The sequence below is a fragment of the Kitasatospora sp. NPDC091207 genome (assembly GCF_044768625.1).
In the GTDB taxonomy this organism is placed as follows: Bacteria; Actinomycetota; Actinomycetes; order Streptomycetales; family Streptomycetaceae; genus Kitasatospora.
In genome coordinates this window covers 1-21720 of the sequence record NZ_JBIVVS010000021.1, presented here as the reverse complement: position 1 = coordinate 21720, position 21720 = coordinate 1, and the positions used below count along the sequence as shown (strand labels likewise).

Genomic DNA, 21720 nt, shown 5'->3' with positions numbered 1-21720 from the left:
GGGCGACGTTCGTACGGGATGGTGACGTCCAGGGTGAAGAAATGTAAGGTTACCCTTGCCTAAGTGGTTCTGGAGCGACCGAACCGTGCTTCCCCCGGCACTCGCGAAGCGGGTCCGGGGGGAGGGGGAGCGAATGCCGCACATCCCGGTGCGGGCATCCTGAACGCAGGGGGATCGGTGGAGAACGGCCTGGCCGGGCGCGCACGTCGCGCCGGGGTTGCTGGAGCTTCGCACACGGGTGGCCCCCTCGCGGCGCTGCCATGGCTGGAGGGGTTCCGCGGCAAGATCGTCGTGATCAAGTTCGGCGGGAACGCCATGGTGGACGAGGGCCTCAAGGCGGCCTTCGCCCAGGACGTCGTCCTGCTGAGCTACGCGGGAGTCCGGCCGGTGGTGGTCCACGGCGGTGGTCCGCAGATCAGTGCGCAACTGGGCCGGCTCGGGATCAAGTCGCACTTCACCAACGGCCTGCGGGTCACCACGCCCGAGGCGATGGACGTCGTCCGGATGGTGCTGGCCGGCCAGGTGCAGCGCGAGCTGGTCGGCCTGGTGAACCGTCACGGCCCCTTCGCGGTCGGCATGACGGGTGAGGACGCCCACACGATGACGGCCGTCAGGCGCCACGTGGTCGTGGACGGCGAGCCGGTGGACATCGGCCAGGTCGGCGACATCGCGTCCGTCGACCCCTCGATGGTGCGCACACTGCTGGCCGACGGCAGGGTCCCGATCATCTCCCCGGTCGCACGCGGTGCGGACGGCGACGTCTACAACGTGAACGCGGACACCGCCGCCGCCGCGGTGGCCGCCGCGCTGGGCGCGGAGCTGCTGGTGATGCTCACCGACGTGGAGGGTCTGTACCGGGACTGGCCGCGTTCCCAGGAGGTGATCCGCTCCTTGACCGCCTCCCAACTCGCCGACATCCTGCCGGGCCTGGCCAGTGGCATGGTCCCGAAGATGGAGGGCTGCCTGCGGGCCGTCCGGTCCGGCGTGGGCCGTGCGCGCGTGCTGGACGGGCGGGTCCGCCACGGGGTGCTGTCGGCGTTCGGCGGGCCGTCGGTGGGCACCGAAGTGCTGCCCGACGGGTCGTCGGCGCCGCGGCGGGCGCACCGGGAAGCGGCGGCCGGTCCGGAAGGTCGGCAGGTCGCGATGGTTGGTTCGGGTACGACATGGATTTGACTCACCCTCTCCAGTGATAGAAGTTAGGCAAGCCTTACCTATGGCGAGTGGGTGGGCGAGTGACGGAAGGCCGGCACGGTCGACCGGACACCGGCGGGGCCGAGAAGCAAGAAGCAACGGAAGGATCGATCATGTCGCGCGAGAACGGCGCAATCGACCGAGGCGAGGGCGCCGACGATCTGGTCGGCATAGGCTTCGGTCCCGCCAACCTGGCCCTGGCCATCGCTGTGGACGAGCACAACCGGCGGGATCCGCGGCAGGCCCTGAAGGTCGGCTTCCTGGAGAAGCAGGCCGGGTTCGGCTGGCACCGCGGGATGCTGCTGGAGGGGGCGACCATGCAGGTCTCCTTCCTCAAGGACCTGGTGACGATGCGGGACCCGCGCAGCCGCTTCACCTTTCTGACCTACCTCCAGGAGCGCGGGCGGCTCGCCGACTTCATCAACCAGAAGTCCTTCTACCCGACCCGCCTGGAGTTCCACGACTACTTCGAGTGGTGCGCGGCGGAGTTCGCCGACCGCACCGCCTACGGTCGCGAGGTCACCGCGGTCCGCCCGGTGACCTCCCCGGACGGCCGGGTCGAGTTCGTCGAGGTGGAGTCCCGGTCGGTCACCGACCCCGCGGACCGCGAGGTCCGGCCGGCGCGCAACATCGCGGTGGGCACCGGCCTGAAGCCGCGGATGCCCCAGGGGGTGACCGCCGGGGACCGGGTGATCCACACCCGTGACCTGCTGTTCCGTGCCCCCGACCTGATCGAGCGACGCGCGGAGCTGCGCCACCGCCGCTTCACGGTCGTCGGCGCCGGCCAGTCGGCGGCCGAGGCCGTGGAGTTCCTGCACCGGACCTTCCCCGAGGCGGAGATCTGCGCCGTCCTCACCCGGTACGGGTACAGCCCGGCGGACGACAGCCCGTTCGCCAACCGGATCTTCGACCCGTCCGCCGTCGACGAGTTCTACGCCGCGCCGGCCGAGGCCAAGCGGACCCTGCTCGACTACCACGCCAACACCAACTACTCGGTGGTCGACGGCGATCTCATCGAGCAGCTGTACCGGACGGTCTACCAGGAGAAGGTGGCCGGCAAGGAGCGGCTGAGGATCCTCAACGCCACCCGGCTGACCGGCGTCGGGCAGCCGGCCGACGGCGCCGTCGCCGAGGTCCGCTCGCTCACCACCGGCGAGACCCTCGCCCTGGAGTCGGACGCCGTGGTGCTCGCCACCGGTTACGAGCACCTCGACCCGCGCGACCTGCTCGGAGACCTCGGCGCGACCTGCCGGACCGACGAGCTCGGCCGTCTCCGGGTCGACCGCGACCACCGGGTGCTGACCGAGGACCACGTCGAGGTGGGGATCTACCTCCAGGGCGGCACCGAGCACACCCACGGCATCACCTCGTCGCTGCTCTCCACCCTGGCGGTGCGCTCCGGCGAGATCTGCGACTCGCTGCTGCTGCGTCACACCGGGCGCCAGCTGCGGGCCGAGGACGGCCGCCTCGGCGTCACCGGCTGACGACCGGCCGGGCCGACCGACCCGCACGCCGGCCCCGATCTGCCGCACGCCGGGCCGACCGACCCGCACGCCGGGCCGACCGGCCGATTTCCCCCACGACCTGAAGTGAATGGACCACGCCATGACCGACACCGACCGGACCGGGCCCGCAGCCGCCCTGGACGCCGAGCGCATCCGCGCCGACATCGCCGAACTCCTCGGTGAGGAACCGGAGTCGGTCGGTGACGACGACGACCTCCGGGACCTCGGGCTCGACTCGATGCGCCTGATGCACCTGATCGAGCGGTGGCGCGCCCGGGGCGCCCGGGTGGAGTTCGCCGACCTGGCCGACCTCGGCGCCCCGACCGTCCGGGTGTGGTCCGCCCACCTCTCGACGACCTGACCTCACGCGGCTCGCGGGGCAACCCCCGCCCGCCCCACCGCACACCGAGCACCCCCGCGCACGCCACGCAGTACCCCCCAAGGAGAACGATGAACACCCGTGCCCTGCCGTCCCGTGGTCTGAGAGTCGCCGCCGTCGCCGGTGTCGCCGCCCTCGGCCTCACCGCCTGCGGCTCGAACGGCGACAGCAAGAGCGACGCGGCCTCCGGCTCGACCGGCGGCGCCGCGGCCTCCCAGGTGATCGAGGCGACCAACGGCAAGATCACCGTGCCGGCCGGGGTCAAGCGGATCGTGTCCGTCTCCTACGCGACCGGCGCCCTGCTCGACCTCGGGGTGCAGCCGGTCGGCACCAGCACCATCGACGACAACAACCCGATGGAGCTGCTCCCCTCGCAGACCGAGGCCGCCAAGAAGATCGAGGCGATCGGCTCCGGCATCGAGATCAACGTCGAGAAGGTCGCCTCCCTCAAGCCGGACCTCATCGTGGTCGAGGGCGCCACCGCCTTCGACTGGGGTGTCAGCAAGCTCGAAGGCATCGCGCCGACCCTGTACTTCGGCATCGACAAGCCGGGCGACCTGTTCAACGCCCAGGAGAAGATCGCCACGGCCGTGGGCAAGGAGGCCGAGTTCAAGAAGCTGAAGTCGGACTACGAGGCCAAGGCCGCCAAGATCAAGGCCGACTACGCCGGCAAGCTCAACTCCGTCAAGTGGACCATCGCGTCCTCCTACGGCGGCGGCGAGTTCCTGGTGGACACCAGCACTTCCTGGGTCGGCCGGGTGCTGACCGACGCCGGTGCCACCTTCTCCCAGGCGTCCAGCGACACGAAGGAGCACGAGGTCACCTACTCGACCGAGAAGCTCGACGTGCTCGCCGACGCCGACATCATCCTGGTGCCCAGGACGGCCGCCACCGGCGAGGTCCCGCAGGACACCAAGGACCTCGACAAGCAGCCGTCCTGGAAGAACCTCAAGGCCGTCCAGGCGAACAAGGTCATCCCGGTCACCTACGCGACGACCGACCGGTACGGCACCTCGATCGACGTGCTCGGCCAGATCGAGACCATCCTCAAGGGCCTCTAGGCCCCGGCCGGGTGGCCCGCCGCTCCCACACCGGCGGGCCACCCGGCGCCCCGCGCACGACGCGACAGCACCACCCGCGCGCACCAGCGCCGAGCACCACACCGCACCAGCACAGCGCACCACCGAGCACCACCGAGCACCACCGCGCACCAACGAGCGCCCCGGACTGGCACCGTCGGCGGGGCCGCACCGAACCGGGAAGGGCCGACCATGCCTCAGGCGGGCACCAACACCACGCAGGTCGAGCCGGCCGCAGTCCAGGAGTTGACGGCGGCACAGGCAGGGGTACTCGCCGCGCAGCGGATCGACCCGGACAACCCGGCCTACAACGTCGGCCAGTACGTCGAGATCACCGGGCCGTTCGAGCCCGCGCTGCTGGAGCGGGCCCTGCGCCGGACCCTCGCCGAGGCCGACGGCCTGCACGTCCGGCTCGCCGAGCACGAGGGCCGCACCGTCCAGCTGCCCGTCGCCTTCGACGACGCGGCCTGGCAGCTGCCGCGGCTCGACACCAGCGCCGCCGCGGACCCGGTGGCCGCCGCCACCGCGCTCGTCCGGGCCCAGCTCGCCGCCCCGACGCCGCTGGAGGGCCCCGGGGCCGGTCCGCTGCACGGCGCCCTCCTGGTCCGGGTCGGCGAGGACCGCCACCTCTGGTTCCAGTGGTTCCACCACCTGGTCGTCGACGGCTACAGCGTCGCGCTCCTCACCCGCCGGGTCGCCGAGGTCTACACCGCACTCGCCGCCGCGACCGCCGTGCCGGACAGCCCGTTCCGCCCGCTCGCCGTCCTGGTGGAGGCCGAGCGCGAGTACCTCGCCGCCCCGGCCGCCGCCGAGGGCCGGGAGTACTGGAACACCCGCTTCGCGGACCGCCCCACCGTCGTCGGCCTCACCGAGGCGACCGCCCAGGCCGCGCCGGCGGCCCTGCAGCACCGCGTCGAGCTGACCGCCGAGGACTCGGCCGCCGTACTCGCCTCGGCCCGCGCGGCCCGCGCGACCTGGGCCGAAGCGGCCGTCTCCGGGCTCGCCGGCTACCTGCACCTGATGACCGGAGCGCCGGACGTCGTGCTCGGCATGCACTTCATGGCCCGCACCGCGCCCGGCACCCTGCGCGTGCCCGGCATGGCCGTCAACATCCTGCCCGTCCGGATCCCCGTCGCCGCCGCCGACAGCCACACCGACCTGATGCGCCGCTCGGCCGCCGAACTCACCGCGACCCGCCGCCACCAGCGCCACCGGGGCGAGGAGATCCGCCGCGACCTCGGGCTCGTCGGCACCGACCACCGACTGCACGGGCCGCTGCTCAACATCAAGCCCTTCGACCTCGACCTCGACTTCGCGGGCAGCCCCGGACAGACCGTCACCCTGGCCTCCGGCCCGGTCGACGACTTCTCGCTGTCCGTCACCAAGACCCCGGACGACCGCCTGGTGCTGGAGTTCGGCGCCAACCCGGCCCTCTACACCGAGGCCGCGCTGGAACTGCACGCCCACCGCTGCGCCGCGCTGCTCGCCCGGCTCGCCGCCGACCCGGACCGCCCGATCGGCGAGCAGCCGCTGCTCGCCGACGCCGAGCGGGCCGCCGTGCTGCACGACTGGAACGCCACCGTCCGGGAGGTCCGCGAGGGCACCCTGGTCAGCCGAATCGCCGAACGGGCCGCCGCCACGCCGCAGGCCCCCGCCGTCGTCTTCGAGGGCGAGACGCTCACCTACCGGGCGCTCGCCGAGCGCTCCGACGCCCTGGCCCGCTCGCTGGCCGCCGCCGGGGCCGGCCCGGACACCGTGGTCGCCGTCGCCGTGCCGCGCTCCGCCGAGCTGATGGTCGCCCTGCTGGGCGTCCTGAAGACCGGCGCCGCCTACCTGCCGCTGGACGCCGACTACCCGGCCGACCGGCTCGCCCACATGATCGAGGACGCCCGCCCGGTCCGCGTCGTCACCGTCCCCGGCCTGCTCGACCGCCTGCCGGAGGCCGCGCGGGCCGCCGCCGTCCTGATCGGCCCCGGACACGCCCCCGCCGGAGCCACCACGACCGCGCTGCCGGCCGTCGACCCCGACTCCGCCGCCTACGTCATCTACACCTCCGGCTCCACCGGCCGCCCCAAGGGCGTCGTCGTCCCGCACCGCGCGATCGCCAACCGCCTCGCCTGGATGCAGCACGCCTACCGCCTCACCCCCGAGGACCGCGTGCTGCAGAAGACCCCGGCCAGCTTCGACGTCTCCGTCTGGGAGTTCTTCTGGGCGCTCTGCGAGGGCGCCGCCGTCGTGCTGGCCCGCCCCGAGGGCCACAAGGAGCCGGCCTACCTCGCCGCCCTGATCGCCGAAGCGGGCGTCACCACCCTGCACTTCGTGCCGTCCATGCTCCGCGCCTTCCTGGAGGAGCCGACCGCCGCCGCCGGCTGCGGCGGGCTGCGCCGCGCGTTCTGCTCCGGCGAGGCGCTGCCGGGCGACGTGGTCGAGCGCTGGTACGCCGCGCTGCCCGGCGTCCCGCTGCACAACCTGTACGGGCCCACCGAGGCCGCCGTCGACGTCACCTACCACCGCACCGAGCCCGGCGCCGGCGTCGTCCCGATCGGACGCCCCGTCTGGAACACCCGCCTGTACGTGCTGGACGCCCGGCTGCGGCCGGTCCCGGTCGGCGTGCCCGGTGAGCTGTACCTGGCCGGCGTCCAGCTGGCCCGCGGCTACCTGGGCCGCCCCGGCCTGACCGCCGAGCGCTTCGTCGCCGACCCGTTCGCGGCCGGCGAGCGGCTCTACCGCACCGGCGACCTCGTCCGCTGGGCCCCCGACGGCACCGTCGACTACCTCGGCCGCACCGACGACCAGGTCAAGGTCCGCGGCTTCCGGATCGAACTCGGCGAGATCGAGGCCGCCCTGGAGGCCCTCCCCGAGGTCGCCCAGGCCGCCGTCACCGCCCGCGAGCTCACCCCCGGCGGCGCCCGCCAACTGGTCGGCCACGTCGCCCCCGTGCCGGCCGATCCGGAGGCGCTGCGCGCCGCGCTCGCCGCCACGCTGCCCGAGCACATGGTGCCGGCCGTCCTGATCGGCCTCGACGCGCTCCCGCTGAGCCTCAACGGCAAGCTCGACCGCAAGGCGCTGCCCGCCCCCCGGCAGGCCGCCGACGGCGCCGCCCGCGCCCCGCGCACCGACGCCGAACGGATCCTCGCCGAGCTCGTCGCCGAGGTCCTCGGCCTGGACGCGGTCGGCGTCGACGACAACTTCTTCTCGCTCGGCGGCGACAGCATCTCCGCCATCCAGCTCGGCAGCCGCGCCCGCAAGGCCGGTCTCGCCCTCACCCCCCGGGTCGTCTTCGAACGGCGCACCGTGGCCCGGATCGCCGCCGTCGCCGAGCAGAGCGCCCCGGCCGCCCGCACGCCCGGGGTCGAGCGCACCGGCCCGCTGCCCGCCACCGCGATCAGCGCCTGGCTGCGGGAGCGCGGCGGCCCGGTCACCCGGTTCAGCCAGCACACCGTGGTCACCGTCCCGGCCGGTCTCGACCGGGCCCGGCTCACCGCCGCCCTGGACACCCTGACCGACCACCACGACGCCCTGCGGCTGCGCCTGCGGATCGGGGCGGACGGTGCCTGGACCCAGGAGATCCGGCCCACCGGCAGCGCCCCCGCCGCCGACCGGCTGCGCCACCGCACCGTCGCCCCGGAGGAGCTGACCGCCGCCGCCGCGACCGAGCGGGAGGCCGCCGTCGACGGGCTCGACCCCGAGCGGGGCGTCGTGCTGCGAGCCGTCCACCTGGACGCCGGCCCCGACACCCCGGGCCTGCTCGTCCTCGCCGCCCACCACCTGGCCGTGGACGGCGTCTCCTGGCGCATTCTGCTCCCGGACCTGCGTGCCGCCTACGAGGGCCGCCCGCTCGACCCGGTCCCCACCTCGCCGCGCGGCTGGGCCCTCGGCCTCGCCGAGGCGGCCACCGGCGACCCGGTCCGCGCCGAACTGCCCCGCTGGCAGGCCGTCCTGGCCGACGGCGCCGGCCCGCTGCTCGGTGACCGCCCGCTGGACCCCGCCCGCGACACCGCCGCCACCACCCGGCGGCTGCGCCTCACCCTGCCCGCCGCCCGCACCGCCCCGCTGCTCACCGCGGTGCCCGCCAGCCACCGGGCCGGTGTGGACCACACCCTGCTCGCCGGCCTCGCCCTCGCCCTGCTCGGCCGCCGCCGCGACCGGCACGGCGCCGGTGCCCGCGCCGACCTGTTGCTGCGGCTGGAGGGCCACGGCCGCGAGGACCAGCTCGTCCCGGGCGCCGACACCACCCGCACCGTGGGCTGGCTGACCACCGAGTTCCCGGCCCGCCTCGACCTGGCCGGCCTCGACCTCGACGACGCGCTGGCCGGCGGCGCCGCCGCCGGGCGCGCCCTGGCGCTGGTCAAGGAGCAGCTGCGCGCCCTGCCGCACGCCGGCGCCGGCTACGGCCTGCTCCGGTACCTGGACCCGGTCTCCGGCCCGGCCCTGGCCGACGCCGACCGGCCCCAGCTGCTCTTCAACTACCTCGGCCGCTTCACCGCGGACGGCGCCGACTGGACGCCCGCCCGCGCGGCCGGGGACGCCGTCGCCGCCGGAGCCGACCCGGCGCTGCCCGCCGCCCACGCCCTGGAGATCGGCGCGTTCGTCCACGACGGCCCCGACGGCGCCGAACTCGCCGTCACCCTGTCCTGGCCGCACGGCGTCCTGACCGAGGAGGCGGTCCGCGACCTCGCCGGGCGCTGGTTCGCCGCGCTGGACGCCCTCGCCGCGTACGCCGACCGCCCCGGCGCCGGCGGGCTCACCCCCAGCGACGTCCCGCTGGCCGCCGTCACCCAGCCGCTGCTGGACCGGATCGCCGCCGAGCACCCCGGCACCGTCGACGTCCTGCCGCTCTCCCCGCTCCAGGAGGGCCTGCTCTTCCACGCCCTGTACCAGCGGGAGGCGGGCGCCGACGACCTCTACACCTCGCTCACCTCGCTCGACCTGCGCGGCCCGCTCGACCTGCCGGCCCTGCGCCGGGCCGTGGACGCCGTCGTCGACCGGCACTCCGCGCTGCGCTCCGGCTTCACCGCGATCGGCGAGCACCCGCTCCAACTGGTCGCCGAAGCGGTCACCGTGCCCTGGACCGAGCACGACCTCACCGCGCTGCCCGCCGACCGGCAGGCCGCCGCGACCGCCCGGATCGAGGACGAGGAGGCCTCCCGCCGGTTCGACCTCGCCCGGCCGCCGCTGGTGCGCTGCGCCCTCGTCACCCTCGGCGCGGACCACCACCGCCTGGTGCTGACCCGCCACCACATCGTGATGGACGGCTGGTCCACCCCGGTCCTGCTGCGCGAGCTGGTCACCGCCTACGGCGACGGCGGCGCGAGCACCGCGCTGCCCGCCACCACCCCGTACGCGGACCACCTCGGCTGGCTGGCCGCCCGGGACGCCGGCGCCGACACGCTCGCCTGGCGCGAGGCGCTGGCCGGCCTGGCGGCGCCCACCCTGCTGGCCGACACCCTGGGCCGCCCGGCCGCCGGCCCGGCCGCCGCCGGCGCCGAGATCCACCTGCCGCTGTCCGCCGCGCTCTCGGCGGCGCTCACCGGTACCGCCCGCGCGCACGGACTGACCCTCAACACGATGGTCCAGGGCGCCTGGGCGATCCTGCTCGGCCGCCTCACCGGCCGCGCCGACGTGGTCTTCGGCGCCACGGTCTCCGGCCGCCCCGGCGACCTGCCCGGGGTGGAGTCCATGGTGGGCCTGTTCAGCAACACCGTGCCGGTCCGTTTCCGCCCCGAGGAGGACGAGCCCGCCGTCGAGGCGCTGACCCGCCTCCAGGCCCAGCAGTCCGCCCTGCTCGACCACCAGTACCTCGGCCTGGCCGACATCCAGGCGCTCGCCGGGCACGGCACCCTCTTCGACACCCTGCTGGTCTTCGAGAACTACCCGGTCGACCCCGACCGGCTGACCGCCCGCGGCCTGCGGGTCGCCGGGATCGGCAACCGGGGCGCCACCCACTACCCGCTGACCGTGCTCACCCTCCCCGGCGAGGCGCCGCGGCTCACCGTCGAGTACCGCGCCGACGTGTTCACCGCCGAGCAGGCCGCCACCGTCGGCGCCCGCCTGCTGCGGCTGCTGGAGGCCGTCGCCACCGCGCCGCGGACACCGGTCGGCGAGCTGGACATCCTGGACGGGCCGGAGCGCGACACGCTGCTGCACGGCTGGAACGCCACCGCCCGGGACGTCCCCGACGGCACCGTCGTCGACGCCTTCGAGGCCCGGGCCGCCGCCACCCCCGACGAGACCGCCGTCGTCTTCGGCGACCAGCGCCTCAGCTACGCCGAGCTGGCCGGGCGGGTCGAACTGACCGCCCGCCACCTCGCCGCGCTCGGCGCCCGCCCGGGGCACGTGGTCGCGCTGGCGCTGCCGCGCTCGGCCGAGCTCGTGGCGGCCCTGCTGGGTGTGCTGAAGTCCGGCGCCGCCTACCTGCCGGTCGACCTCGACCACCCGGACGAGCGGATCACCCTGATGCTCGCCGACGCCCAACCGCTGGTCACCCTGACCACCGGGGAGGTCGCCCGCACCCGCCCCGCCCTCGCCGGGTACGGCCTGGGCACCCTGACCACCGACCGGCTCGGCGCGCTGGACGCCGACCCCGTCCGCCCCGACCCCGACGATCTGGCCTACGTCATCCACACCTCCGGCTCCACCGGCCGCCCCAAGGGCGTCCAGGTGCCGCACCGGGGCCTGGCCAACATGCTGGAGCACCACGGCGGGACGGTCTTCGCCCGGGCCGAGGAGGCCGCCGGCGGGCGCCGGCTGCGGGCCGCGCACACCGCCTCGTTCTCCTTCGACTCCTCCTGGGAGCAGCTGCTCTGGCTGATCCGAGGCCACGAACTGCACGTCTACGGCGAGGACCTGCGCCGTGACCCGCAGGCCCTGGCCGCCCGGCTGCTCGCCGACCGGATCGACACCCTGGACGTGACCCCGTCGTTCGGCCGGCAGCTGGTCGAATGGGGCCTGCTGGACTCCGCCGAGCACCGCCCGCTGCTCTTCCTGGTCGGCGGCGAGGCCGTCGACGACGCCCTGTGGACCCGGATCCGGGAGACCGAGGGCGTGCGCGGCCACAACTTCTACGGCCCGACCGAGTACACCGTCGACACCCTCGGCGCCGCCCTGGACGAGAGCCCCACCCCGTTCGTCGGCCGCCCGATCGGCAACACCCGGGTCTATGTGCTGGACGCCCGGCTGCGGCCCGTCCCGGCCGGCGTGCCCGGCGAGCTGTACATCGCGGGGGAGGGCCTGGCCCGCGGCTACGGCAACCGCCCGGGCCTGACCGCCGGCCGGTTCGTCGCCTGCCCGTTCGGCGACGGCACCGGGGCACCCTCGGCCGGAGGCGAGCGGATGTACCGCACCGGCGACGTGGTCCGGTGGCGCGCCGACGGCACGCTGGACTACCTGGGCCGCGACGACGACCAGGTGAAGATCCGCGGTTTCCGGGTCGAGCCGGGCGAGGTCGAGGCCGCGCTGGCCGCCCTGCCGGGCGTCGCCCGGGCCGCCGTGCTGGCCCGCTCCACCGCCGCCGGCGTCAAGCGCCTGATCGGCTACGTCGTCCCCGCGCCCGGCGCCGGGGCCGACCCGGCCGCGCTGCGCCGCGCCCTGGCGGAGTCGCTGCCCGAGTACATGGTCCCGGCCGCGATCGTGCCGTTGCCGGTGCTGCCGCTGAACGTCAACGGCAAGCTGGACCGGCACGCCCTGCCCGAACCGGAGGCGAGCGCCTTCGCGGCACCGGCCGGCCGTGCCCCGCGCGACGAGCGCGAGGCCGTCGTCTGCGGTGTCTTCGCCGATGTGCTCGGCCTGCCGCGGGCGGGTGTCGAGGACGACTTCTTCGACCTCGGCGGTCACTCCCTGCTCGCCACCCGGGTGGTCGGCCGGCTCCGCGCCGCCCTGCGGGTCGAGGTCGCCGTGCGGGACCTCTTCGAGAGCCGCACCCCCGCCGGTCTCGCCGCCCGGCTGGCCACCGCCGCCACCGACCGCCCCGCCCCGGTGGCGCGGCCGCGCCCCGAGCCGCTGCCGCTCTCCGCCGCCCAGGCCCGGCTCTGGTTCCTCTACCGGCTGGAGGGCCCGAGCACCGCGTACACCATCCCGTGCGCGCTGCGGATCGACGGCGCCGTCGACGCCGAGGCCCTGCGGGCCGCCTTCGGCGACGTGCTGGCCCGGCACGAGGCGCTGCGGACCGTCTTCCCCGACCGGGACGGCCGGCCGCACCAGCGCATCCTGACCCCCGAGCAGGCCGGCGTGCCCTTCACCGCGGTGCAGGTCGCCGCGGGCCGGCTCGACGAGGCGGTGGCCGCCGCCGGCGCGTACGCCTTCGAGCTCGCCGAGGAGATCCCGGTCCGCGCCACCCTGCTCACCGCGGGGCCCGGGCGGTCGGTGCTGAGCGTGGCGCTGCACCACATCGCAGGCGACGAGTGGTCCGAGGGGGTGCTGCTGCGCGACCTCGACCACGCCTACGCCGCCCGCCTGGCCGGTACGGCACCGGTCTTCGAGCCGCTGCCGCTGCAGTACGCCGACCACGCGCTCTGGCAGGCGGACCTGCTCGCCGACCCGGACGGCACCGCCGCCGCCCAGGCCCGCTACTGGACCGGGCGACTGGCCGCGCTGCCGGCCGAACTCGCCCTGCCCACCGACCGACCGAGGCCCGCCGAGGCCACCGGCCGGGGCGGCGCGGTACGGCTGCGGCTGCCCGACACCCTGCACCAGGCGCTGCGCGGCTACGCCCAGCGCACCGGCGCGACGCCGTTCATGGTCACCCAGGCGGCCGCCGCGCTGCTGCTCGGCGGGCTCGCCGGCACCACCGACGTGGCGCTCGGCACCCCGGTCGCCGGGCGCGCCGACGAGGTGCTGGAGCCGGTCGTCGGCTTCTTCGTCAACACCCTGGTGCTGCGGCACGACCTCGCCGGTGAGCCGACCTTCGACGAGCTGGTGACCCGCTCCCGGGAGAGCGTGCTGGGCGCGCTCGCCCACCAGGACCTGCCGTTCGACCGGCTGGTCGAGATCGTCAACCCGGAGCGCTCGCTCGGCCGCCACCCGCTGTTCCAGGTGATGGTGCAGCACCGCAAGGAGGCCGGCGGCCTGGACCGCCTGCTGGGCGCCCGCACCGCGCTGCTGCCCGACCCGGTGCACGCGGCCCGCTTCGACCTGGCGTTCACCTTCGTGGAGTCCGCCGACGGCGACCACACCGACCTCACCGTCATCTACGCGAGCGACCTCTTCCACCGCTCCACCGGCCGGCTGTACGGCGCCCGGCTGCTGCGGGTGCTGGAGCAGGCGCTGGCCGCGCCGGACCGCCCGGCCGCCCGGATCGAGCTGACCGGCGCCCAGGAGCGGCGCGGCCTCGCGGGGGAGTGGAACGCCACCGACCGCGAGGTGGCGCCGGGCACGCTGGTGACCAGGATCGCCGAGCGGGTCGCCGCCACGCCCGACGCGGTCGCCGTGGTCTTCGAGGGGACCGAACTCACCTACCGCGGCCTCGACGAGCGCGCCTCCCGGCTCGCCCGGGTGCTGGCCGGCCACGGCGCCGGCCCGGACCGGATCGTCGCGGTCGCCGTGCCCCGCTCGGCGGAGCTGATGGTGGCCCTGCTCGCGGTGCTCAAGTCCGGCGCCGCCTACCTGCCGCTGGACACCGAGTACCCGGCCGACCGGCTGGCCGCGATGGTCGAGGACGCCGCCCCGGTGTGCGTGCTCACCGTGCCCGGCGCGGCCGGCGCACTGCCCGCCGTCCCCGGCGTGCCGGTGCTCGCCGTCGACGCCGACGGGCCGCAGGCCGAGCCGGCCGCCCCGGAGCCGGACCACCCCGCCTACGTGATCTTCACCTCCGGCTCGACCGGCCGCCCCAAGGGCGTCGTCGTTCCCCACCGGGCGATCGTCAACCGGCTCGACTGGATGCGCGAGGTCTACAGCATCACCCCGCAGGACCGGATCCTGCAGAAGACCCCGGCCAGCTTCGACGTCTCGGTCTGGGAGTTCTTCCTGCCGCTGGTCAGCGGCGCCCGGGTGGTGCTGGCCGAGCCCGGCGGTCACCGGGACCCGGCGTACCTGGCCGCGCTCGCCGCCGGCGCGGGCATCTCCACCGCGCACTTCGTGCCCTCCATGCTGACCGCCTTCACCGCGGTGGCCGAGGCCGACCGCACCGTCCGGGACCGCTTCGCCGGCGTGCGCCGGGTGTTCTGCTCCGGCGAGGCCCTGCCCCCCGCCGCGGTCGAGCGCTTCGCCGCCCTGTGGCCGCAGATCGAGCTGCACAACCTGTACGGGCCCACCGAGGCCGCCGTCGACGTCACCTACCACCGGGCCTGGGCCGGGTCCGGCGTCGTCCCGATCGGACGCCCCGTCTGGAACACCCGGCTGTACGTGCTGGACGGCCTGCTGCGGCCGGTCCCGGTCGGGGTGCCCGGCGAGCTGTACCTGGCCGGCGTCCAGCTGGCCCGCGGCTACCTCGGCCGCCCCGGCCTGAGCGCCGGCCGGTTCGTCGCCGACCCGTTCGCGGAGGGCACGCGGATGTACCGCACCGGGGACCTGGTGCGGCGCCTGGTCGACGGCGAGGTGGAGTACCTCGGCCGCACCGACGACCAGGTGAAGATCCGCGGCTTCCGGATCGAGCTCGGCGAGGTGGAGGCGGCGCTGGCCGCCGCGCCCGGCGTGGCCCAGGCAGCCGTCGTCGCCCGTGCCGTCACCGAGGGCGGGGCCCGCCGGCTGTTCGGCTACGTCGTCCCGCAGCCGGGCGCCTCGGTCGGCGGCGACGCCGTCCGCGCCGCGGTGGCCGCGACGCTGCCCGAGCACATGGTCCCGGCCGCCGTCACCGTGCTGGACACGCTGCCGCTGAGTGTCAACGGCAAGCTCGACCGCAAGGCGCTGCCCGACCCGGCCCGGCGCGCCGTCGCCGCCCCGGCCACCGCCGGGCAGACCCCGGGCCGCTCGCTGGCCAGGGTCTTCGCCGAGGTGCTGGGCCTGCCCGAGGTCGGCGAGGAGGAGAACTTCTTCGCCCTCGGCGGCGACAGCATCGTCTCCATCCAGCTGGTCAGCCGGGCCCGCGCGGCGGGCTTCCCGATCGCCGCCAAGGACGTCTTCCAGTACCCGACCCCGGCCGCGCTCGCCGCCGCCAAGGGCCTCGGCACGCCCGCCGCCCCGGCACCCGCCGGCCCGTCGGCCGTCGCGCCGCCGGCCGACGGCGAACTGCCCGCCCTGCCGGTGGTGCACTGGCTGCGCGAGCGCGGCGGACCGATCGACCGGTTCAACCAGTCCGTGCTGCTGACCGTCCCGGCCGGGCTGCGGGAGCGGCCGCTGCGGGACGCGCTGGCCGCCCTCGCCACCCGCCACCCGGCGCTGCGGCTGCGGCTGGACCGCACCGACGGCCTCTGGACCCAGGAGGTCCTGGCCGCCGACCGGGCCCCGGCCCTGACCGACCCGCGGACCCTGCGCCGGGTCGACGCCCCGGACGCCGGCCCCGGGGAGCGGGCCGCCCTGCTCGCCCGCGAGGCCGACGCCGCCGCGGCGGAACTCGACCCCGGCACCGGCCGGGTGCTGCGCGCCGTCTGGTTCGACGCCGGCCCGGACACCGACGGCCGGCTGCTGCTGACCGTCCACCACCTCGCCGTCGACGGCGTCTCCTGGCGGACTCTGCTGCCCGGCCTGCGCACCGCCTACGAGGCGCTGGCGGCCGGCGGCCGACCGGCCCTCGAACCCGAGGCGCACAGCCTGCGGGCCTGGTCGGAGCAGCTCCTCGCGCACGCCCACGAGCGCGGCCGGATCGCCGAGGCCCGGCAGTGGCGGGACGCCCTCGGCGGCCCGGCCGGCCCGCTCGGCACCCTCGCCGCCGACCCGGCCCGGGACACCGTCGCCACCCTGCGCACGCTGCGCCGCACCCTGCCCGCCGACCGCACCGAGCCGCTGCTGACCGTCCTTCCGCAGTCCTTCGGCGCCGGCGTGGACGACGTGCTGCTGGCCGGCCTCGCCCTCGGCGTGGCCGCGGCCCGCCCGGGCACCGCGCCGGCCGTCCGGATCGACCTGGAGGGCCACGGCCGGGGCGGCAGCGAGTCGGCCGGGCTCACCCCCGACCTCGCCCGCACCGTCGGCTGGTTCACCACCGTGCACCCCGTCCGGCTCGACCTCACGGGGCTGGACCCGGCGGAGGCGATGACCGGCGGCGAGACCGCCGGGCAGGCGCTCAAGCAGGTCAAGGAGCAGCTGCGGGCCGCCCCCGACCGGGGGCTGGGCTTCGGCCTGCTGCGTCACCTCAACGCGCAGACCGCGCCGCTGCTGGCCGCGGTGCCCCGCTCCGAGGTGCTGTTCAACTACCGCGGCCGGACCGACCACGGCGCCGGACCGCAGGGCGGCTGGCCGTTCGCCCCGCAGGACGAGCGCACCGCCGTGGCCGCCGCGACCGGGCCCGACCCGCTGATGGCGGCCGGCTACCCGCTGGAGATCGACGCGGTCGTCACCACCGGCCCGGACGGCCGCCCGGAGCTGGCCGTCGAGTGGAGCTGGCCGGGCGCGCTGCTCGGCGACGACGAGGTGGCGGCGCTGGCCGACTCCTGGTTCGCCGCGCTCGACGCCCTCGCCCGGCACGCCGCCGGCGGCGACGCGGGCGGGGTGACCCCGTCCGACCTCGACCTCGTCCGGCTCAAGCAGACCCAGATCGACAAGTTGGAGTCGCGGCTGCGCAGGCGCCGCCGATGAACCGCGAACCCGGCCCCGAGACCACCGACCGCCACCCCACCCCCAGGACCGAGAACCCCGTGATGAACGACGCCACCGCACCGATCGACGACTCCCAGGCCCAGGCCCCGGCCGCGTCGGCCCTGGAGGACGTCTACCCGCTCTCCTCGCTGCAGGAGGGGCTGCTCTTCCACGCGCTCTACGACGACGAGGCGCGCGACGTCTACGTCGTGCAGTCGCACCTCGACCTGGCCGGCCCGGTCGACGGCGCCCGGCTGGCCGCCGCCGTCGACGCGCTGCTCGTGCGGCACGCCAACCTGCGGGCCGGGTTCTGGTACGAGGACCCGGAGGCGGTCGTCCAGTTCGTCCAGCGGGAGGTGGAGACCCCGCTGCGGGAGGTCGACCTGACCGCCCTGGCGGGCCCGGACCAGGACGGCGCGGTCCTGGCCGCGATGGACGAGGACTGGCACCACCGGTTCGAGCTGGACGCCCCGCCGCTGCTGCGGCTGGCCCTGCTGCGGCTGGGCGCGGACCGCTCCCGGCTCGTCATCACCTGCCACCACCTGCTGCTCGACGGCTGGTCCATGCCGATCCTGGTCCGCGAGCTGCTGGCGCTCTACGGATCGGCCGGCGACCTCGCCGCGCTGCCCGCCGTGCGCCCCTACAAGGACCACCTGGCGCTGCTCGCCACCCGCGACACCGCCGCCGCCGAGGCCGCCTGGGGCGCCGCGCTGGCCGGCTTCGCCCAGACCCACCCGGTCGCCCCCGGCGCCGGCGTCGCCACCGCCGTCGAACCGGCCGTGGTCACCCTGCACGCCGGGCGCGAGCTGTCCGCCGCCGTCGCCGAGGCCGCCCGCGGCCGGGGCCTGACCCTCGGCAACCTCGCGCACACCCTGTGGGGCGTCCTGCTCGGCTCGCTCACCGGCACCGCCGACGTGGTCTTCGGCACCACCGTCTCCGGCCGCCCGGACGACCTGCCCGGCGCCGACACCATGGTCGGCCTCTTCATCAACACCGTGCCGGTGCGGGTGCGGCTCGCCCCCGGCGCCACCCTGGCCGGCACCGCCGCGACCGTCCAGCGCGAGCAGGCCGAGCTGATCGCCCACCAGCACCTCGGCCTCGGCGCCGTCCAGCGCCTCGCCGACGTCGAGGGCGCCCTGTTCGACACCCTGCTCGTGGTGGAGAACTACCAGGGCGGCGGCGACGCGCTCCGCGACAGCCTCGGCACCGTCGAGGGCCTGGCCGTCACCGCGCTCGGCGCCCGCGACGCCACCCACTACCCGCTGGGCCTGACCGTGCTGCCCGGCGAGCGGCTGCGCCTGGAGCTGGAGTACCGGCCCGAGCTGTTCACCGAGGCCGGGGCCGCCCGGATCGCCGACCGCTTCCTGCGCCTGCTGGCCGCCTTCGCGGCCGACCCGGACACCCCGCTGGCCCGGCTGGACCTGCTCGACGCCGCCGAGCGCGCCGCGCTGCCCGCCACCGTCTCCGGCGCCGGGCACCGCGTCCCGGACGCCACCGCCGCCGACCTCTTCGCCGCGCAGGCCGCCCGCACCCCGGACACCCGGGCGCTGGTCGGCCCCGGCCTGACCGGCGGCCCGGCCCCCGTCCAGCTCTCCTTCGCCGAACTCGACGCCGCCGCCGACCGGCTGGCCCGGCTGCTGCGCGCCCACGGCCTGGGCGCCGACGACATCGCCGCCCTCGCGCTGCCCCGCTCCGCCGAGTCGGTCACCGCGCTGCTCGCCGTCCTGCGGTCCGGCGCCGCCTACCTGCCGATCGACCTCGACCACCCGGACGAGCGGCTCGCCCTGCTGCTGGAGGACGCCCGCCCCGCCGTCGTCCTGACCACCGCCCAGGTCGCCGCCCGGCTGCCCGAGGTGCCCGGCGCCGCCGTGCTGCTCCTGGACGACCCGGCGACCGCCGCCCGCCTCGCCGCGCTGCCCGCCGGAGCGCTCACCGACACCGAACGCGGCGGGCCCGTCCACCCCGACGCCGCCGCGTACGTCATCCACACCTCCGGCTCCACCGGCCGCCCCAAGGGCGTGGTGATCCCGCACCGCGGCCTCGGCAACCTGATCCACGACCACCTGGCCACCACCTTCGCCGACGCGCTGCGCGCCACCGGCCGGGCCCGGCTGCGCGCCCTGCACACCGCCTCGTTCTCCTTCGACTCCTCCTGGGAGCAGCTGATCTGGCTGATCGGCGGCCACGAGCTGCACGTCCTCGGCGAGGACGACCGCCGGGACGCCGAGGCGGTGGTCGGCTACACCCGCGCCCACCGCGTCGACGCCCTGGACGTCACCCCCTCCTACGCCCAGCAGCTGCTCGACAGCGGCCTGCTGGCCGGCGAGCACCGCCCCGGCGTGCTGCTGCTCGGCGGCGAGGCGCTGCCCGAGCCGCTCTGGACCAGGCTGCGCGCGGAGGCGGGCGTCACCGCCGTCAACTACTACGGCCCGACCGAGTTCACCGTCGACGCCCTGGTCGCCGACCTCGCGGACAGCGCCGGCCCGGTCATCGGCCGCCCGCTGCGCGGCACCCGCGCCTACGTGCTGGACGGCCTGCTGCGGCCGGTCCCGGCCGGCGTGCCGGGTGAGCTGTACCTGGCCGGCGCGCAGCTGGCCCGCGGCTACCTGGACCGGCCCGGTCTGACCGCCGGCCGGTTCGTCGCCGACCCGTTCGCGGAGGGCGCGCGGATGTACCGCACCGGGGACCTGGTGCGGCGCCGGGCCGACGGCGCGGTGGAGTACCTCGGCCGCACCGACGACCAGGTGAAGATCCGCGGCTACCGGATCGAACTCGGCGAGATCGAGGCCGCCCTGGCCGAGCAGCCGGGCGTGGCCCAGGCCGCCGTGCTGGTCCGCCCCGGCGCCGTCCGCCGCATCGTCGCCTACGTCGTCCCCGCCCGGGACGCCCGGATCGACGCCGAGGAGCTGCACCGGTCGCTCGCCGCCCGGCTGCCCGGGTACATGGTGCCGTCCGCCTTCGCGGTGCTGGACGCGCTGCCGCTGACCGTCAACGGCAAGCTCGACCGGGCCGCGCTGCCCGACGAGGCGCTCGCCTACACCGGCCTGGCGGCCGGCCGGGAGGCCGAGTCCGAGACCGAGCAGCTGCTCTGCGACCTGTACGCCGAGGTGCTCGGCCTGCCGCGGGCCGGCGTCGAGGACGACTTCTTCCGCCTCGGCGGCGACAGCATCTCCTCGATCCGGCTGATCGGCGCCGCCCGCGCCGAGGGCCTCTCGCTCAGCCCGCGCGACGTGTTCGAGCGCCGCACCCCGGCCGCCCTGGCCGGGCTGGCCGACCGTCGCGAGGCGGCCGGCGCCGCCCCCGCGCTGCCCGAGCTGCCCCCGGCGGCCGAGGCCGAACTGGCCCTCGTCCGCGCCGCCGTGCCCAAGCTGGAGATCGAGGACGTCTGGCCGGTCTCCCCGCTCCAGGAGGGCCTGCTCTTCGAGGCCGGCTACGACGAGCAGGCGCTGGACGTCTACACCTCGCGCGACGTGCTCTCGCTGACCGCCCGGATCCCGCTGGAGGTGCTGCGCGGCGCGGTCGCCGCCGTGCTGGAGAGCCACCCCAACCTGCGGGCCGGCTTCCTCCAGGACGGCCTGGAGCGCCCGGTGCAGTTCCTGCCGCGCGCCGTCGACGTGCCGCTCACCGAGGTCGACCTGTCGGCGCTCGGCGCGGACGACTTCGACGCCGAACTGGGGCGGCTCAAGGAGCGCGAGGCGTTCACCCGCTTCGACCTCGCCGCGCCGCCGCTGCTGCGGCTGGTCTCGGTGCTCGCTCCCGACGGCGGCCAGCGCGTCCTGATCACCAACCACGCGCTGCTCTGGGACGGCTGGTCCTCCGGCCTGTTCCTCCAGGAGGTGCTGACCCGCTGCGCCGGCGAGCGGCCCCCGGCCGCCGGCCTGCCCTACCGGGACTTCCTGCGCTGGCTGGCCGGCCAGGACCAGGAGGCCGGCCGGGAGGCCTGGCGCTCCTCGCTCGCGGGCCTGGCCGAGCCGACGCTGCTCGCCCCGCAGGCCCGCGAGCGGGCCGCGCTGCTGCCGGAGGAGGTCGTCGTGGACGCCCCCGCCGGGCTGGGTGAGCGGCTGGCCGGCTTCGCCCGGGAGCACGGCCTGACCCTCAACACCGTGCTCTCCGGCGCCTGGGGCCTGCTGCTGGCCGGTCTGACGGCCCGCGAGGACGTGGTGTTCGGCGCCACCGTCTCCGGCCGCCCGGCCGAGCTGCCCGGTATCGACGCCACCATCGGCATGTTCCTCAACACGGTGCCGGTCCGGGTCCGCCTGGACGGCGAGGAGGGCGTCGCCGCGTTCCTCACCCGGCTCCAGGACGAGCAGAGCGCCCTGCTGGCGCACCACCAGACCGGGCTGGGCGAGATCCAGCGCGGCACCGGCTTCGGCCGGCTGTTCGACACCCTCCAGGTGCTGCGCAACACCCCGGCCGACGAGGGCCTGCGGGACCGCCTGCGCGAGCGCCTGGGCCTGCGGCAGGTGACGGACGTCGACGCGACGCACTTCCCGCTGATCTTCATCACCAACCCCGGCGAGCACCTCACCTTCGAGTGGAAGTACCGCCCGGACGTCTTCGAGCGCTCCGTCGTCGAGGAGCACGCCGAGCGGCTGCTCGCCCTGCTGGACCAGATCCTGGACCGCCCCGACCGTCCTGTCCGCACGCTCGACGTGCTGACGGTGCGTGAGCGTGGGCTGGTGTTGGGGGAGTGGGCGGCGACGGGTCGTGTGTTGCCGGGGTCGACGGTGGCGGATCTGTTGGCGGAGCGGGCTGCCTTGGTGCCGGACGACACGGCGTTGGTGTTCGGTGGGGTGTCGTGGTCGTACGCGGAGTTGGACGCGCGGGTGAATCGTCTTGCGCGGTTGTTCGTGGCGCGGGGGGCGGGGCCGGAGCGGGTGGTGGCGTTGGGGTTGCCGCGTTC

At 76.0% G+C, this 21720-nt stretch carries 6 protein-coding genes; all 6 read left to right on the top strand.

Features of this window, described 5'->3' with window-relative positions; genetic code table 11:
- The first annotated feature begins 189 nt into the window (after window positions 1–189).
- The gene (argB, locus tag ACIQTO_RS28450; RefSeq protein ID WP_402394016.1) at window positions 190–1173 is read left to right on the top strand and encodes an acetylglutamate kinase; all 984 of its coding nucleotides are present in this window, start codon (window positions 190–192) and stop codon (window positions 1171–1173) included.
- Between the two features lie 131 nt (window positions 1174–1304).
- The gene (locus ACIQTO_RS28445; RefSeq protein WP_402393701.1) at window positions 1305–2675 is read left to right on the top strand and encodes a lysine N(6)-hydroxylase/L-ornithine N(5)-oxygenase family protein; all 1371 of its coding nucleotides are present in this window, start codon (window positions 1305–1307) and stop codon (window positions 2673–2675) included.
- A gap of 121 nt (window positions 2676–2796) precedes the next feature.
- Window positions 2797–3057, top strand: a complete 261-nt coding sequence (locus ACIQTO_RS28440; protein WP_402393698.1) for a phosphopantetheine-binding protein — start codon at window positions 2797–2799, stop codon at window positions 3055–3057.
- A gap of 89 nt (window positions 3058–3146) precedes the next feature.
- A complete protein-coding gene (locus ACIQTO_RS28435) occupies window positions 3147–4136 on the top strand; it encodes an ABC transporter substrate-binding protein (protein ID WP_402393696.1) in 990 nt (329 codons plus the stop codon).
- A 210-nt stretch (window positions 4137–4346) separates the two neighbouring features.
- On the top strand, window positions 4347–16817 hold the full coding sequence (locus ACIQTO_RS28430) for an amino acid adenylation domain-containing protein (RefSeq protein WP_402393693.1): 12471 nt from the start codon (window positions 4347–4349) through the stop codon (window positions 16815–16817).
- The coding region (locus ACIQTO_RS28425) for an amino acid adenylation domain-containing protein (protein WP_402393690.1) at window positions 16814–21720 on the top strand (4907 nt) is incomplete at its 3' end. The genes ACIQTO_RS28430 and ACIQTO_RS28425, both read left to right, overlap by 4 nt.